Annotated in this window: 11 protein-coding genes and 2 tRNA genes; 7 read left to right on the top strand and 6 right to left on the bottom strand. The window is 43.0% G+C overall.

Annotated elements, in window-relative coordinates:
* Position 1: 1 nt before the first annotated feature.
* A complete protein-coding gene (locus QXD64_07715; protein MEM3397199.1) occupies positions 2-1,222 on the top strand; it encodes an ABC transporter permease in 1,221 nt (406 codons plus the stop codon).
* 69 nt (positions 1,223-1,291) lie between these two features.
* On the opposite strand, the gene QXD64_07720 is transcribed toward QXD64_07715, so the two are convergent.
* Positions 1,292-7,903, bottom strand: coding sequence for an amidase domain-containing protein (locus QXD64_07720; protein MEM3397200.1), 6,612 nt, complete (start codon positions 7,901-7,903; stop codon positions 1,292-1,294).
* A gap of 216 nt (positions 7,904-8,119) precedes the next feature.
* Here QXD64_07720 and QXD64_07725 point away from each other — a divergent pair, with 216 nt between their 5' ends.
* Positions 8,120-9,964, top strand: coding sequence for an aldehyde ferredoxin oxidoreductase family protein (locus QXD64_07725; protein MEM3397201.1), 1,845 nt, complete (start codon positions 8,120-8,122; stop codon positions 9,962-9,964).
* Positions 9,965-9,971: 7 nt separating this feature from the next.
* Here QXD64_07725 and QXD64_07730 read toward each other — a convergent pair.
* Positions 9,972-10,045, bottom strand: a tRNA-Ile gene (locus QXD64_07730).
* 5 nt (positions 10,046-10,050) lie between these two features.
* Positions 10,051-10,143 (bottom strand) — tRNA-Asn (locus QXD64_07735).
* Between the two features lie 187 nt (positions 10,144-10,330).
* Here QXD64_07735 and QXD64_07740 point away from each other — a divergent pair.
* The gene (locus QXD64_07740; GenBank protein MEM3397202.1) at positions 10,331-11,440 is read left to right on the top strand and encodes an aminopeptidase; all 1,110 of its coding nucleotides are present in this window, start codon (positions 10,331-10,333) and stop codon (positions 11,438-11,440) included.
* 5 nt (positions 11,441-11,445) lie between these two features.
* On the opposite strand, the gene QXD64_07745 is transcribed toward QXD64_07740, so the two are convergent.
* Positions 11,446-11,619 (bottom strand): hypothetical protein, encoded by a 174-nt coding sequence (locus tag QXD64_07745; protein MEM3397203.1) that lies wholly within the window; start codon positions 11,617-11,619, stop codon positions 11,446-11,448.
* A 210-nt stretch (positions 11,620-11,829) separates the two neighbouring features.
* Here QXD64_07745 and QXD64_07750 point away from each other — a divergent pair, with 210 nt between their 5' ends.
* From QXD64_07750 to QXD64_07765, 4 genes are read left to right on the top strand one after another with little or no spacing between them, the layout of a single operon-like run.
* Positions 11,830-12,144, top strand: a complete 315-nt coding sequence (locus tag QXD64_07750) for a hypothetical protein (GenBank protein ID MEM3397204.1) — start codon at positions 11,830-11,832, stop codon at positions 12,142-12,144.
* 4 nt (positions 12,145-12,148) lie between these two features.
* On the top strand, positions 12,149-12,481 hold the full coding sequence (locus tag QXD64_07755) for a hypothetical protein (protein MEM3397205.1): 333 nt from the start codon (positions 12,149-12,151) through the stop codon (positions 12,479-12,481).
* Between the two features lie 46 nt (positions 12,482-12,527).
* Positions 12,528-13,523, top strand: coding sequence for an HD domain-containing protein (locus tag QXD64_07760; protein MEM3397206.1), 996 nt, complete (start codon positions 12,528-12,530; stop codon positions 13,521-13,523).
* The gene (locus QXD64_07765) at positions 13,516-13,743 is read left to right on the top strand and encodes a KEOPS complex subunit Pcc1 (GenBank protein ID MEM3397207.1); all 228 of its coding nucleotides are present in this window, start codon (positions 13,516-13,518) and stop codon (positions 13,741-13,743) included. The genes QXD64_07760 and QXD64_07765 overlap by 8 nt, the downstream gene beginning before the upstream one ends.
* Positions 13,744-13,986: 243 nt before the next feature.
* Here the strand turns inward: QXD64_07765 and QXD64_07770 are convergent, their stop codons facing one another.
* Complete coding sequence (locus tag QXD64_07770; protein MEM3397208.1) at positions 13,987-14,169, bottom strand: hypothetical protein; 183 nt, start codon at positions 14,167-14,169, stop codon at positions 13,987-13,989.
* Positions 14,170-14,181: 12 nt separating this feature from the next.
* The gene (locus tag QXD64_07775) at positions 14,182-14,571 is read right to left on the bottom strand and encodes a hypothetical protein (GenBank protein MEM3397209.1); all 390 of its coding nucleotides are present in this window, start codon (positions 14,569-14,571) and stop codon (positions 14,182-14,184) included.
* Between the last annotated feature and the right edge of the window lie 184 nt (positions 14,572-14,755).

A 14,755-nucleotide genomic window follows, 5' to 3' on the forward strand; every position in this document is an offset into this window, starting at 1 on the left:
AATGAGTGCAAGAAATGTGCTTATCCATAGTTTCTGGATTTGCTGGAAAGACCTCGTGGAGTTTTCAAGGAGCAAGATGCGGGTGATTATGCTTGTTCTCATGCCTCTGTTTATGATGGCAATGGTGGGCTTTATATTTCCTTCAAATAATACACTTAAAGACCAGCCAGTTGCAATTGCAAACCTTGACGAGGGATACACCGTTTATGTTCCCCATAATCATACCAACATCTCAATGAATATGAGCCAGATTTTGATTGAGCAGATTAATGCTGTAAACAATCAAACTGGCATGATGAGGTTAAGCGAGGCAAGAGATTTTGAAGAAATTAAGGTCAGAATCCAGAATGGAGAATTATCTGCTGGCTTGGTGATACCTTCCAATTTTACCACGGAGATTATCATGGGAAGACAGGGCTGCGTGGAGATTGTTACAGACCAATCTAACCCACAACTCTCCGCAACGATGCAGATTGTGCTTGCAAAAACGATTGAGGCAATTGGGACACAGGTGGCAATGTATAAACTCAACACAACCTACAACATATCAATGAATTACACGATTTCCTACATAAAACCCTACAATGTAGAATACAGAGGAATTGTAGAGGGGAATTCGAACTATTTCCAGTTTGTTGCACCCGGCATAATTGCAATGACCCTGATGATGTCTGTGATGACTGGCTTACCGCATGCAATCTCCTACGAAAGGGATGTCGGTACATTAGATGGAATGCTAATGGCACCAATTCATCGCCTCTCAATAATTCTTGGCAAAGTTCTTGCTCAAACTATCAGGGGGCTCGTGCAGGCAGTCATTATTTTCCTGCTGGCAGTGTTTTTGTTTGGTGTCACAATCCATGGCAACATTTTACTGGTAATCTTGCTCATCTTGCTCACGGTTTACAGCTTCGTCGGGCTTGGAATTCTCATAACTTCCTTCTCAGATAGGGAAGAAACCGCAACCATGGTAATGATGACCCTGATGTTTCCGATGATGTTTATGAGTGGCGTATTTTTCCCGATCCAGCAGATGCCTGAATTCATGCAGATAATTGCAAAATTTCTACCTTTAACCTATGCCACCACGGCATTGCGTAAAGTGATGGTGCTCGGCGCTGACCTCTCCGCTGTTTCTCTGGAACTTGCGATTCTCATCGGCTTCGGAACAGTTCTGCTTGCAATTTCAGTACCTGTGTTCAAAAAGGCGATGACAAAATAGATGGCAAAGATAAAGGAAATGCCAAAAATCAAAAACAAAAAAAAAGTTTAAAGAAAGGTGGAAAAATCTTTAGATTTCAATGTGGAGCAGCGCATAGGCACTTGCACCGCCAAGTGTCCAGTATGCACCCCAATGATTGTTGTTATGGGCTGCCACCTGGTTGTTGCCAATGTAGAGGGCTGCATGGTCCCATGTGCCATCTCCATTCCAGTCATAGAGGATTATGTCACCGACATCCATCTGATTAATGCTGTTTACCCTGCTACCAATGTGTTGGTTCATGAACCAGCTGTACATGTGGGGGCAGTAAACAATTATCTTGTCGTGTCCACCGCCATAGCCACGGTTGTCAACGCCACCAGCAAGCAAGCACTCTGAAACAAAGTGGGCGCAGTCACCACCGTAGGGGTTGTAGTCATAACCGCAGGCACATACTTTATTCCAGTATTGCTGGGCATAGTTGTAAGCTGCCTGGCGGTTGTAGGTGCCGGGATTTGGTGGGGGATAGGGTCCGCCACCGCCACTGCTCTCCAAAGCCCATACATGGAAGGTGCCTGCATCACTTCTCGGATACACTGTATCGTCGCCAGTGCTCGGATAGATTCTAAGAACGAACTTCTTTTCCTCAGATGGTTTTGCTGGATTTGCGTACGCAAACACATTTATTTCACTGGTCTCCTTGTAAACCCCACCATGTGCACTCCCGTTTTCCACATCAGCATAGTAAGCACCGTTCTTCTCCCATCTATAGAATGCAGTCTGCGTTGCACTCATGGCTTCAGTACCATCATAGTCCTTCATACTGCTTGGATTCTTGTCAATGTCAATCCATACCTCAATCTTGATCTTGCCACCTGGCTGCAGCACATAATCAGGGATTGTGATGTAGCCACTGGGCGGATTCTCACCGAAGTTGTACTCTGTAATCACATGGGCAACACCATTTGGCTCTACACCACTAACTATCACATGGGCACCGTATTTGAAGCCCCAGAACCACTTTGCAATTGTATAGGTGGTGTTATTAACCACATATGTGTAATTGTAGTAAGCATTGAGATTTGGAATGTCCTCAATTCTGAATGCCATATTGTACTTGTGCTTTACTTCAATCTTCACCACTGCTGCATTGAACCCTGGTGAACTGTATGCTTTCACTGTAACTGTAGTGCTCGTGCCATTTAGGGTTACTGGGGGTGTCGGATTAGACCAGGAGACAATATAGGTTCCAGGTGTTAGATAGAGAGAGTAGGGTTTCAAGTCATCCTTAGCAATGTGGAACTTGAGGTTTGTCGTTGTGCCCTGGACTGTGTAGTTGTGTGCATATGCAAAGCTTCCACCAGTGCTCAGCTTGACTGAAACATCGATTTCCTCAATTTCTGGATCGAGGTAGATCTGCATATAGCCCCAGTCCTTAGTGAAATTCTTAGCATCAAAGAAGTTTCTCACATAGTCCAGTTTCGCCTTTGCCTCTGCCATTCTTTCGTTCCAGTATGTGAGTTCATCACCCACTTTCTTCATTGTATCTGCCCAGTCCTGAATACCCTGCGGTGGAATCTTATCTCCAATGATTTCGTATTTTATCGTGTAGTTTTCTACAGTGGTGTAGTTCAGGGCATCAATAAAGCTCTCAATCTGCCCATCGCTCTGTCGGAGTTGAGTGGTTACACCAGTATTCTTATCTGTGACATAGATCAGCGCAATGTACCAATGGACATACTTTTTCTTCTTGAACAGTCCCTTGGACACAAATGTGTCCTCAAAACCCTCACTGTGCTTTCCATAGGTTGGATTTGCCTTGTTCTTCTTGTCCACAAAGTCGTCTGCCTGTCTCCAGAATTCTGTCACAGCCCATTTCATCAGGAGTTGGTGCTTTGTGTAGTTGTTGAGATTTGTACCGTACTCTTTGTACCAGCTGCCGAGGGTCTCCATGTCTTTTGCTACTTTCTCATCCACTGCATAGGCAGCAAACTGCTTGAGGTGATATCCAGATGCCTGAGCAATCGTGGCATCCCTGATTGATGTGAGTGGCTTTGACTCGTTTACATTCGCAAAGAAGTACATCGTACTGTTCAGGTTTGTCGTAACATCGTTCTTCAGTTTGGTGACTTCCTCGCCGTTCACAGGCAACGACTGGTCTTTACCTCCAAAGAGCATACCCACAAAGTCATCCCAGTTGAATATAGCCCAGATTATCAGGATAACTGCTCCAATTGCAAGCAACACCTGTCCTACTACTGGTATCCAGCTGACTGAGATACCGAAAGCTGCAAGGGCTTCACCTATTGCAAGCACAGCACTACCAAGTGCCATGTACCACATTGCAGAAGTGAGGTCAAATCCAAAGAATAGATGTGTCAGTGTTTTAACTATGTCTCCGTTGTTCGCTTTCAACTCATCCATGAACATGCGCACTACATTTGCAACAGCCACAATTGCATTTGCAATCACCATCAGGTTTGAAGAAATCCACATGAGGGTTTCTTTAATCTGAATCAATCCATTCAGCAGACACTGTTCATTGAGGAATGTAACGATGTCTATGAGGAAATCAACAGCCTGAATTGCAACATTCACTGTGTCTGTAAGCAGAGCAAGCACGCTCGTAACATTTGTCCAGTCATCAAAGTCCTTCCATTCTTTGATCAGGTTGAGCACTGAAGTGTAGAGATTGAGTCCTTTCTCAACAATGTTAATGATGTCAACGATGCCTTTCAGGTACGTAGAAATGAAGTCGTGGACTTTGACCCAGTTGTCTTTCCCAATTATCGACCACACATCGGTATTATCATTTATGAAGAACATCGCTGTATCGTCTATCAGCTGAACTGCGTCTCTAAACTGGAACATTAGACGGAACACCATCGGCTGGTCACCATATCTTGAAAAGATTCCAATGAAATCCTGGAGCTTGCCCGCCCAGAAGTGATAACTATTCATAACACTGTTGAGGTAATCTGTCCAGCCCATGTCAGGTGCAAACATGTACTTTCCGAGGATTATCGCACCCACTGCTGCAGCAGCACCGCCAGTTCCGAGTGTGCCCTGAAGCTCCTTGTAGAAATCAAGATACTTTGAAAGCTGGTCTTTGTAAGAAGTGATGGTAGATACATAATCCTTCCAGGACATATCCTGAGCAAACAGGAATTTGCCAGCAACCACAGCTGCGAATCCAAGGTAAGAGTACTTGTCATCTATTCCAAGCACATTGAATATCTGGCTAAACATTGATTTGAGGTCATTGTACTGCCCGATCCAGAAACCAAGTTCTGATTTTACATCCTGGATGTATTCTTTCCATGTCTTATTTGCACCGAAGATGAACTTACCAAGACCCACGGCAGCCAACCCATAAATGTCATAGTTACCGAGGCCCAAGTCGTTCCTCAGCATGTTCTTCAGGTCTGCAATGTCTCCGATAAACGATGCAGCTTCATCAAGATACTCATTCCAGTCCTTGTCTGGTGCAAATACATACTTTCCAATTATCACGGCTCCAAAGCCCAGAGCGTCACTGACCCCGAGGGTCTTGAATGAATCCTTCAGGAAGTTGATTCTCTTTACATCGAGAATCTCATTCAATTTCACAATGTAATCTGCCCATGTCATGTCTGGTGCGAACACAAACTTTCCAATTGCAGCCGCTGCAAATCCATACCACTCATTTATGCCCAATGCCCCAAACGCCTCTTTCAGAGCAACGATCTGTGGGAGCCAGAAATCAGTTACATTCTGAGTATAATTCCACCAGTCTATATCTTTTGCAACCGTGTACTTCGCCACCACCACTGCTGCAAATCCATATGCATCATTAATTCCAAGTGCTTTGAATGAATCCCGCATTGCAAAAATTCTGTCTATGTATGTGGGCACATGGTCTAGATAGGTCAACCAGTCGCCGTTCGGTTCAAGCACGAATTTTCCAAGGATAACTGCACCGAAACCATAGAGGTCGTTGATACCGTATGTCTTGAACTTATCTGCAATTGCAACAATCTTCGGCATCCAGACCGTGTTGAGCTGGTTAAGGTAGGTACCCCAGTCCATGTCGTTGGCAAACATGTACTTACAGGCAATTACTCCCGCAAACCCATAAATGTCCTTTATTCCAATTGCGTTAAACTGGTTCTTGAGGCCTATGATGTCGGGCATGTAGGAGTTAAGCGCGTCTATGTACTCAGACCAATTCAGGTTCGGAGCAAACACATACTTGCCGAGAAGCACTGCGCCATACCCATAGATGTTATCCGCACCCAGGGACTGAAGATTGCCTCTGAGTTGAATTATCTTCGGCTTCCAGTAGTTGAGCTGAGCAATCACATTATCCACATAGTCCACCCAGCTAAGACCACCACCAAAGAAGTATTTGCCAAGCACAACCGCACCAAATCCATAGATGTCATTTACACCCATTGAACTGAAGAGATTGTGAAGTTGTTCAATTCTTGGTTTCCAAATCTGATACTGTTGCTTCAAGAGTTGAATGTATTCCGTCAGGTTTTTATCAGGGGCATAAACATACCATCCAACCACAAAAGCCACAACCGCTCCTGTCGCTAGAAGACCATACATTCCGAGGTCTCCGCTGTGATTATCGTACCAGTCCTTGAACTGCTTGAACAGTTCAATGTAGTAGGGTAACGAATCCATGCCCTCAAACAATCCACTTAATACACCACCTGGCTGCACTGCCTCAAGAATCATTTCGATTATGTCAGAATACTGGTCAATTTGTGGGAAGTAGGTTGGTATGCTAGTAATATTGTAATAAACATTCCCAGTAAGGTTCAAAAGTTGCTGTGGGTTCAAACCTCTTGTATCTCTGATGTACATCATGGACTTGCTGAGTTCTTCCCATGTAGAGACCGCAGAGACCATTGATTTTTCAAGCGAATAGCCCTCAAAGTTGTAGGTGAAGGCAACAGAATTCCTGGCGTCTTTCAAATATTCTTTGAAATTTTCACACCACTGAATGTACGGTTTGAGGGTTGCATTCATTGTTTCGTTTGTGCTGAAATCAATCTTCTTGATGTCTTCGGGGAATGGATAGCCCGCAATTGCGCCATACAATTCAGACAATTTCAGCATCCTCTGTTCCTGCGGCACTCCGTGAATGTATGCCAAACTGATTGACCAGAATGTAGAGGTGCTAACTCCGGAGGTTGTATTGAATTCTTGCTCAACCACACCTTTTGTTACTGTCTTGGGAATTGTGACAACCGTTTTTCCATTCTCCATTTCCCCATTTCCATACATGAGGGTAGCTTCTACAAGATGCTCTCCCTCTCTTACACTCTTCAATGTTAGTGGGAAATCTGAGGGTTTGTAGAGACCAACGCTGATGCCATCTATGTACACATCAACCAACACATCTTTTAGTGTGGAAACATCTTCATTTTTTGCATTCTTAAGTTCAATCTTCACATCATGTCTAGCAGTGAAAAGTTTTCCAAAGTTGTTCTCGAAAAAGACAGTGTTTTCCACACCCGGTAGGTCTTTAGAGGTTGCACTGCTCGTAATAAACTTGAAAATTCTTGCATTCAGCTCAAATGAAAGCGTTGTCTTATACTTTACAGGTCTTGGAACATTAACTTCCCAACCCTCTATATTTACGGTGCCGTACCTCACATAAATATCATATGTGATTGCCGCTGTGCTTGTTGAAGAAAGGTCCATCAAAGAGTACTGTCTGGGAATGATTGAGATGTTTGCTGTAGGCAGCGTGAGACCTACATTTACATCGTACTTCCTTTCAGTATCTCCCAGTTTTGTGCTTTCACCATAGAAGATAAAGGTGTTCCCATATTCAGAAAGGTCAACTCTGATTTTTCCACTCCCGGCACCTGTTGTGCGTTTATAGGCATCATAAACATCTACATTTGATTTTGAAGGCAAGCTCATAATCCAGTTGTGAAGTGCCGCATTATTTGTTTTCCTGAACAGCATTGCGGTTTCTAAATCCACTATAAATTGAACTGCACCCTTAACATTATCTGACGTAGGAGTTACACCATTGTCTAGATTCTTCTGGAGTATGTAGGTAAGAATATCGTTTCCCAATCCATTTGGAGACAGATCGAACTGATATCTTGCTGCCTGGTCCATTATAAATGCTCTAGTTGTGGGCACCACTTTATCCAGATCCACAGTGGTAGTCAACACCTTTTCTTTTGTGATGGTATCTGTGAATGTAACATCAACACTACCGGCAATCCTCAAATATACTGGACTTCGTAGTTTCGCCTTCATTCCTAAAGCGTTTACAGTATTATATTCAAAAGGCACTACTCCTACCTTAAGCTCGGGCTTGCTGTAGGTCATCACATATCTACCAGCAATTTTATTCTGTTCTCCAGTGTTCTTGTTCATCAAATCCACAAATTTCATGTAGGCATCGTTGCTAATGTACCACATCTGCTGGGTCTGTAGATTTTCTACAGAACGCATTACTGCTTCCTCTGCTAACGACCTTATCCGGTCCTGCTGCGTTCTCAAAATGTCACCAAGATACAATGACTGAGAAGGAGCAGGCTCTGCATACCTCTGGTAGGATACGCTGCTTATCAATGCAATTGCAAAACCACTCATAATCAAGATAATCACTGCAACCAGGGCAAAAGGCACCCTAGCACTGCTGTCATTCCTCATTTTCCTATTGTTTGTTTTAAATTCTTCTTCCACCTTCCTCACCTCTTTCAGGTTTTTATGGTAAAACATCGGCAATATTATATATAAACTTTGTGTGGTATTGTGCATCTGATACATCGTTAACAATATAATATAGTTAACCACATAGCATCGGAAAAATCGTGGAGAAAGGTGATAAGCAAACTACCCTCATTTTATCCAAGCTTCTTGCCCAAAAAATTGAAATAAAATGGACATATTTCACAGCACATGTTCGGGTACAATGGCAAAATTCTGAGGGTTGACCTTTCCAATGAAACCACAAAAGTGGAGAAACTAGATGAGAAAATCTTGAGAAAGTTCATGGGTGGCACTTCTCTTGGCGCCCATTACCTGATGAGAGAGACAAAGAAAGGATTGCATCCTCTTGAAAAAAATGCGATGTTGTTTTTTGGGACTGGACCTCTAACATGCAGTGGTTTACCGGGACACAGTAGATTCATAGTATGCGGTAAATCACCACTAACTGGTATATGGGGCGAAGCCCATGCAGGTGGTTTTTTCTCGCCAGAACTAAAGAAAAGTGGATTTGATGGAGTTATAATTATTGGAACCGCAGCCCAGCCCAGGTACTTATGGATTCATGATGGCTTTTGCGAGTTCAAAGACGCAGGTAAATTGTGGGGAAAGTATACAGCAGATGTCGAAAAAGAAATCCGAGCAGAACTCGGAGTAAAAGCAGAAGTTCTTTCTATAGGTCCTGCTGGAGAGAAACAGGTGCCCATTGCCAACATTATTGTAGATAGAAATCGGGCACTGGGGCGATCTGGATTTGGGGCGCTTATGGGAGCGAAAAAGTTGAAGGCAATCGCGGTGAAAGGCACAGGTGTGATCGAGTGGGCAGATTCTAAGCTGCTAGGGGAAAAAGTACGAGAGATTGCTCGGAGAATAGGGAAAGAAAATGAAAATTTCAGAAAGTATGGTACTGCAGGAATTGTGAAACCCCTCTCGCAACTGGCAATCCTGCCCACAAAAAATTTCCAAAATGGCTCTTACGAAAAAGCAAACGAGATTTCTGGCGAGAAAATGGTTGATACAATTCTTGTAAGGAGAGATACTTGTTCTGACTGCACCATCGGCTGCAAAAGGGTTGTAAAATGCACGAAGGAGCAACATGGCTGGAATGTAGATGAAGAATATGGCGGTCCTGAGTATGAGACCATTGCCTCTTTTGGGTCCCTCCTTCTGAACAGTTCATTACCTGCAATTTCTAGAGCAAACCAGATTTGTAATATGTATGGAGTGGACACAATTTCTGCAGGCGTGTCTATCGCATTCGTTATTGAAGCGATGGAAAAAGGGCTCCTAAGCGAGAAAGATGTGGGTTACAAAGTCGACTGGAGTGATGAAAGGGCAATAATCCGGTTGCTTGAAGACATGGTGGAAAATAGAGGGTTTGGTGCGATTGCTGGTAAAGGAGTAAAGCATATGGCAGATAAAATCGGTAAAGAAGCAGAGAAATTTGCCATCCATGTTAAGGGATTGGAAGTGGCAATGCACGAACCACGAGGAAAGAAAGGGCTCGGGCTCAATTACGCAACCGCAAACAGAGGAGGGTGTCATGTTGCCTCCTACCACGATACCTACTTCACCAAGAACACAGAGTCGCTACTGGGTGTCCCAGAAAAAATGGACAGGTACGGAATAGAAGGAAAGGCGAGAATGATTGCAAAAACACAGGATTTTTGTGTGCTAGGAAATTCGCTCATTCTCTGCCAGTTTACCCATCAATATGGGGCAATCAAGTTGCCCGAATTGCTTGAACTTGTAAATCTCGCAACTGGTTTCAACTACACAATGGAGGATTTTCTCGAAATTGGTGAACGTGGTTTTATCCTCCAGCGGATGTTTAACGAAAGAGAGGGCTGCATTGATGATACTTTGCCAGCAAGATTCCTCACACCACTCCCAGAAGTGCCAGATAAAGGAGTTATTACACAAGAAGAATTTGAACAAATGCTCGGTGAGTACTATTCCATCAGAGGGATTGACCCTAACGGTAGAATAAAAGAGGAGACGATCAAAAGGTTGGGTCTAGCCGACTATAAATGGTAGTTTGTAATGGGTCCGGCCGGATTTGAACCGACGACCAATTGGTTATGAGCCAATCGCTCCACCGGGCTAAGCTACGGACCCAGATGCGCCGTCGGGCGGATTCGAACCGCCGACCTGCCGGTCTCTGCATTGCTTATGCAGTTTAACAGCCGGACGCTCCACCGCTGAGCTACGACGGCTTAAACAGAACTTGAATACAAGAAGATATTAAAAAAGTTTACCCTTGCTTCATTTAGTACAGGCCTAAAATTTTTGAACGCTGTTGTATCAACATTTTCAAATTAATTCTATTATACCTCATCCCAGTTAAATAAAAAAGGAGTGCTCATCCCAAAGTGATATAATATAGATTGCGTTCTCCTATTTATGACAGCAGCAAAACTATCAGAAAAGAAACTAAAAAAAAGTGCTCTGGCAATCACAAAGAATGTGCTTGACATAAAACAAGACGAAAGAGTACTGATTATTACGAATCCGTCTCGGGATGTGCTAACAATTTCAACCGCAATTTATAATTCGTGTCTCAAGACCAGTGCAAAACCAGTCATCTGCATCCAGCAGCGGAAGACCCAGGTTGACTTTATGGAAAAAATCGTGAGGAAGGCAATCGAAACAGAGCCAGAAGTGGTAATGTCCATTTCAGAATTAAAGCTTGGAAAAGACGAAGAAGCCCTCGTAAATCCATATATTGTTAATGGCAAAGAATATACCAACATTTTTGATGCTTATATGGCAATGAAGAAAATTCGTACAATATGGACTCCAGGGATCACAAGAGAAATTTTTGAAAGAGCAGTTGATATTGATTATGCAAAGATGAGAAGTGATGCGGAGAAACTGGCTAAGATGTTTGAAGGTGCGGAGTCTGTACGAATCCAGAGCAAAAACGGGACCGATGTGGAAATCGGTATTGCAGGAAGAAAAGCTAAGAAGGACGATGGAAATTATTCGACACCTGGTACAGGTGGTAATATTCCTGCAGGGGAGGTTTATCTCTCTCCTGCAATCGAAAAGACAAATGGCATCGTTGTTGTTGATGGCTCAATTTCTACATACTGGGGAGATGTAGTTACCGAACGCCCAGTAAAAGTTGAATTCAGGGATGGATTCGGGGAAAAAATCACTGGTGGCAAAGATGCAAAATTGCTGCAGAAAAGCATTGCCATTACAAGAAATAAGGTAAAGGAGATGGAAAAAAACGGGAAATTTGACAGAGACAAGGCAGAAATTTACATGAAAAATGCTACCCACCTAGGAGAAATCGGGATTGGACTCAATCACTCGGCGATAATAAGTGGAAATATGCTAGAAGACGAGAAGGTCTACGGCACCTGCCATTTGGCTATCGGTGCAAATTACGACGAAGATGCGCCAGCACTCAACCACTACGACTGCTTGATTAAAAAACCGACAATTTGTCTATTGAGAAAAGGAGAGTGGATCCCAATAATGAAAAATGGGGTGCTGAAAATATAGAAAAATTATTCAAAAGATGATTCGAATTCTTCCTGTAGGTCAATTACTACTTGTTCCAGCACCTCGTTTATAGAGTTACTCTTGTACTCCCGAACTCCACCCACCTCGCTTTGAACCCTTGCCAGGTAGATGTTTGCCTGTTTTATGAACTCCACTGTGCAGATGACTTCTTCTACCATTTGCAATGCCTCCAGTTCTGTTTTGTATTTGCACCTATATCTCTTATCCTATATATTTTTATTCCTGCTTCTGCATCCTGACAAAACGATGGATAAAGTCGGAACTCAACAGAGACCTTTTTGTGAATAACGTAGTAGCAATTTTTATATATCAGTATGCATTTTGTAGCAACAAATAGAAAAAAGTGCTACCAATGTAGAGGTGGAAAAATGTGGCTGATAACAACAACAATCTGTGCTGTGATTGCTACTGCAATCTACTTCGTACTAGAAAAACAGAAAAATGCAGGGAAGAAGTACAAGGTGCACTATCTTTCCCTGATGCTCTGGGGTGCAGCATTGATGATTCTAGTTGACCACCTAATAGGGTACATGGAAGAAGGTGGCGAGTTCATAGAGTTTGAGACGGACGGACTCGTGAGTAACGCTACATTGCTTGGCTTTTTGATGCTGATTCCTGTGCTTGGCGTGTGGATAGGTAGTATAGGGATTGAAAAGGTATTTGGAAGGAAAGAACGGAGGTGAAAAAATGGGATGTTTTCTTGTGCCAACGGCAGTGGGATTTATCGTGCTGTTGATTGCAGTGCTTGGCAGAAAGAGATTTTCATCGGTCTGGAACGCAAGAATTGCAGGACTGAACCTAATGCTCTGGGGCGGTGCCCTGATGCTGGCTGTGGAACACTATGCACACCAGGAGATTGTTCCCTATTTCCCATTTCTTACAAGAGGAATGGATGAGGTAGTGCCAGAACTGCTTGCTGTAGGCGTTCCAATGACGCTGGTGATTTTTGCGGCATGGGGCATACTTGTTGTGCTCAGTGCAAAGGTTTTTGCTCCAGAAACAACAACAAGCAACGCATAAAATCTTTCTCCAATCTTTTTATATACTCCCTGTTTTTCTTTTAATTATGAGCAAAATTTCGGAGTGTGTAGAGGGGCAGAGAATTGCTGGTAAGTTCGTGGTCTGGGAAAAGGCCTTCGTAAAAGATTATACGAAAGGTAAATTTTTTAAAATAACAATTTCAGATGGAGAAGCAAAAATTCCGCTAAAGTTCTGGGGAATGCCAATCCACTCAAAGGTGATGGAATTTTACGAGGCGATCCAGCCTAGCAAGACACTGGTAGAAATTGAAGGCGATGTTGTTATGGACACTTACTCTAATGAACTCACAGTGAACATAAACGAGGAGAAGGACATGTTCAGAATTTGCACTGATGAGGAGGCAAAGGGATTGCAGTTGGTTCCCATCACAAAAAAGAACAGGGAGGAACTGATGAAATTTATAGAGTCTGAAATTGGGAAAATTGTAGATCCAAACCTCGGTGCATTACTCAAATCCATCTTTGCAGATGAGAATCTGAAAAAGAGTTTTATGGAAAGTCCTGCAGCCAAAATGAAACATCATGCCTACATTGGCGGACTTCTGGAACACACCTGCAATGTGGTGCGGCTCTGCTCTACCCTCTGTGAACTTTATCCTGAACTTAACAGGGACCTGCTGATTACTGCAGCAATCCTTCATGACCTTGGAAAAATTCAGGAATACAGTGTCTCTCTTGCAATTGACACTACAGATGCAGGCAGATTCCTCACCCACACCTACATTTCCATCGAAATTATTGAAACAAAGCTCCGTCAACTCTCTGTTTTCCCAGAGCAACTGAAATGGAAGCTTTATCACATTATTCTCCGACACCATGGCAGGTTCGCAGTACAGGAGACAATTGAGGGCAAAATTTCCTGGGTGATACCAGAAGCATGTGCCCTTTATTATGCAGATGACATGGACGCCAGAGTGAAGAATTTTCTGCAGGAGATTGAGGAAGGTAGAAGGGCTGGAGAGAGCTGGCGATTTGTGAAGGACCTGGGTGTACAAATCTATATAGAGGATGAAGATGAATAGAGCCGAACTGAGGATAAAATTTGAAAGTAAAGAAACTGCACGGATTGTGGCTAAAGCAATTGAACTAGAGAATGATAATTATATCTCGATGAAGGTAGAAGGTAACGAAATTCTTGCTGTTGCTGAAGCGAAGAACCTGCTGAGTTTGCTCCACACCCTTGATGATTTTCTTGCTTGTGCTGCATTAGCATATCGGAGCGACGGACTGAAAGAAAAGTAGAAAAAACCAAGTGGAGACCGTGCACAGAACTCCGTAGATATCCACTTACAATACTTGTAGGTCATAAGTCGGATAAGCAATCTAGACAATGGAATAAGCATCCCTGGGATATCCAGCCAAAAAGTGATACTCTGCCATCCTAGAAATGCGTTCAGAGAGAGGATTATCTTGACCATATAGGCAAAATCCTCTTCAATAATGTTTCAGAGACATTCCACTCTGGTTTCTACAATGGTCATGGTCTTACTGGTCGTAATTGTTGTCTGTGTTGTGGATTATGCATTCTGGACACATAAAACCAACATCTCCAGTAAGTGCAGCAATCCCCATACACTCAGCAGCCCTACCATCTGCTACCTGCTGAGTATCAACCCCAACAACCAGAGAAACCGCTGCAAAATTACTAAAAAAATGGAAATAAAGCACTATTCATTTTACCTATTTTTTCTTGTTGGCATGCAGAAGCATCTTGTCAAAAATTACCTCACTTTCTATTCCATTTTTCTCGAGAATCTTAGCAATGTCCTGGGTAATGTTCACCACTTCCGCACACTTTGAATTTCTGTAGATGCAAAACTCAATTTTACCGTCTTCTCGTATGGGGAAAAAAAGCCGCATGAATCCAGGGCGATTGTAACCCTCTGGCTTCCGGTTCCTCTGAAGGTCCATAATGTTCATGCAGAGAAGCACATCATTGAGTTCAGGTTCATTTTCATTCCATTGCTTAGTTTCTTTCAGAAAAGTAGTGAACACCTCAGTGTAAACATCCTGGAGTTGATGCCAGTCCATCTTTCCCTTTATCAGAATGTGTCCACTTCTTGCTTTCATTATTCCACCTGTATATCTTTCAATAGTGAACCGTATATTTAAGGGTTTTGCAAGGTACATGACTTCGGAAGGTTGGTATGAGCCACACAAGCTTTTACGCTGTCCCTTACCAATTTTCCACAGAGAAAATGAAATCAGAGGAGTAAACCATACTTTCATGTATTTGTTAAATGGTTCGTATGAT

The organism is Thermoplasmata archaeon, assembly GCA_038874435.1.
Lineage (GTDB): Archaea > Thermoplasmatota > Thermoplasmata > Lutacidiplasmatales > SKW197 > SKW197.

Coding starts and splice junctions, on each gene's coding strand:
- QXD64_07765 (MEM3397207.1), top strand. CDS start 13,516: ATGAATAGAGCCGAACTGAGGATAAAATTTGAAAGTAAAGAAACTGCA.
- QXD64_07745 (MEM3397203.1), bottom strand. CDS start 11,619: ATGGTAGAAGAAGTCATCTGCACAGTGGAGTTCATAAAACAGGCAAAC.
- QXD64_07755 (MEM3397205.1), top strand. CDS start 12,149: ATGGGATGTTTTCTTGTGCCAACGGCAGTGGGATTTATCGTGCTGTTG.
- QXD64_07725 (MEM3397201.1), top strand. CDS start 8,120: ATGTTCGGGTACAATGGCAAAATTCTGAGGGTTGACCTTTCCAATGAA.
- QXD64_07740 (MEM3397202.1), top strand. CDS start 10,331: ATGACAGCAGCAAAACTATCAGAAAAGAAACTAAAAAAAAGTGCTCTG.
- QXD64_07750 (MEM3397204.1), top strand. CDS start 11,830: ATGTGGCTGATAACAACAACAATCTGTGCTGTGATTGCTACTGCAATC.
- QXD64_07775 (MEM3397209.1), bottom strand. CDS start 14,571: ATGAAAGCAAGAAGTGGACACATTCTGATAAAGGGAAAGATGGACTGG.
- QXD64_07760 (MEM3397206.1), top strand. CDS start 12,528: ATGAGCAAAATTTCGGAGTGTGTAGAGGGGCAGAGAATTGCTGGTAAG.
- QXD64_07715 (MEM3397199.1), top strand. CDS start 2: ATGAGTGCAAGAAATGTGCTTATCCATAGTTTCTGGATTTGCTGGAAA.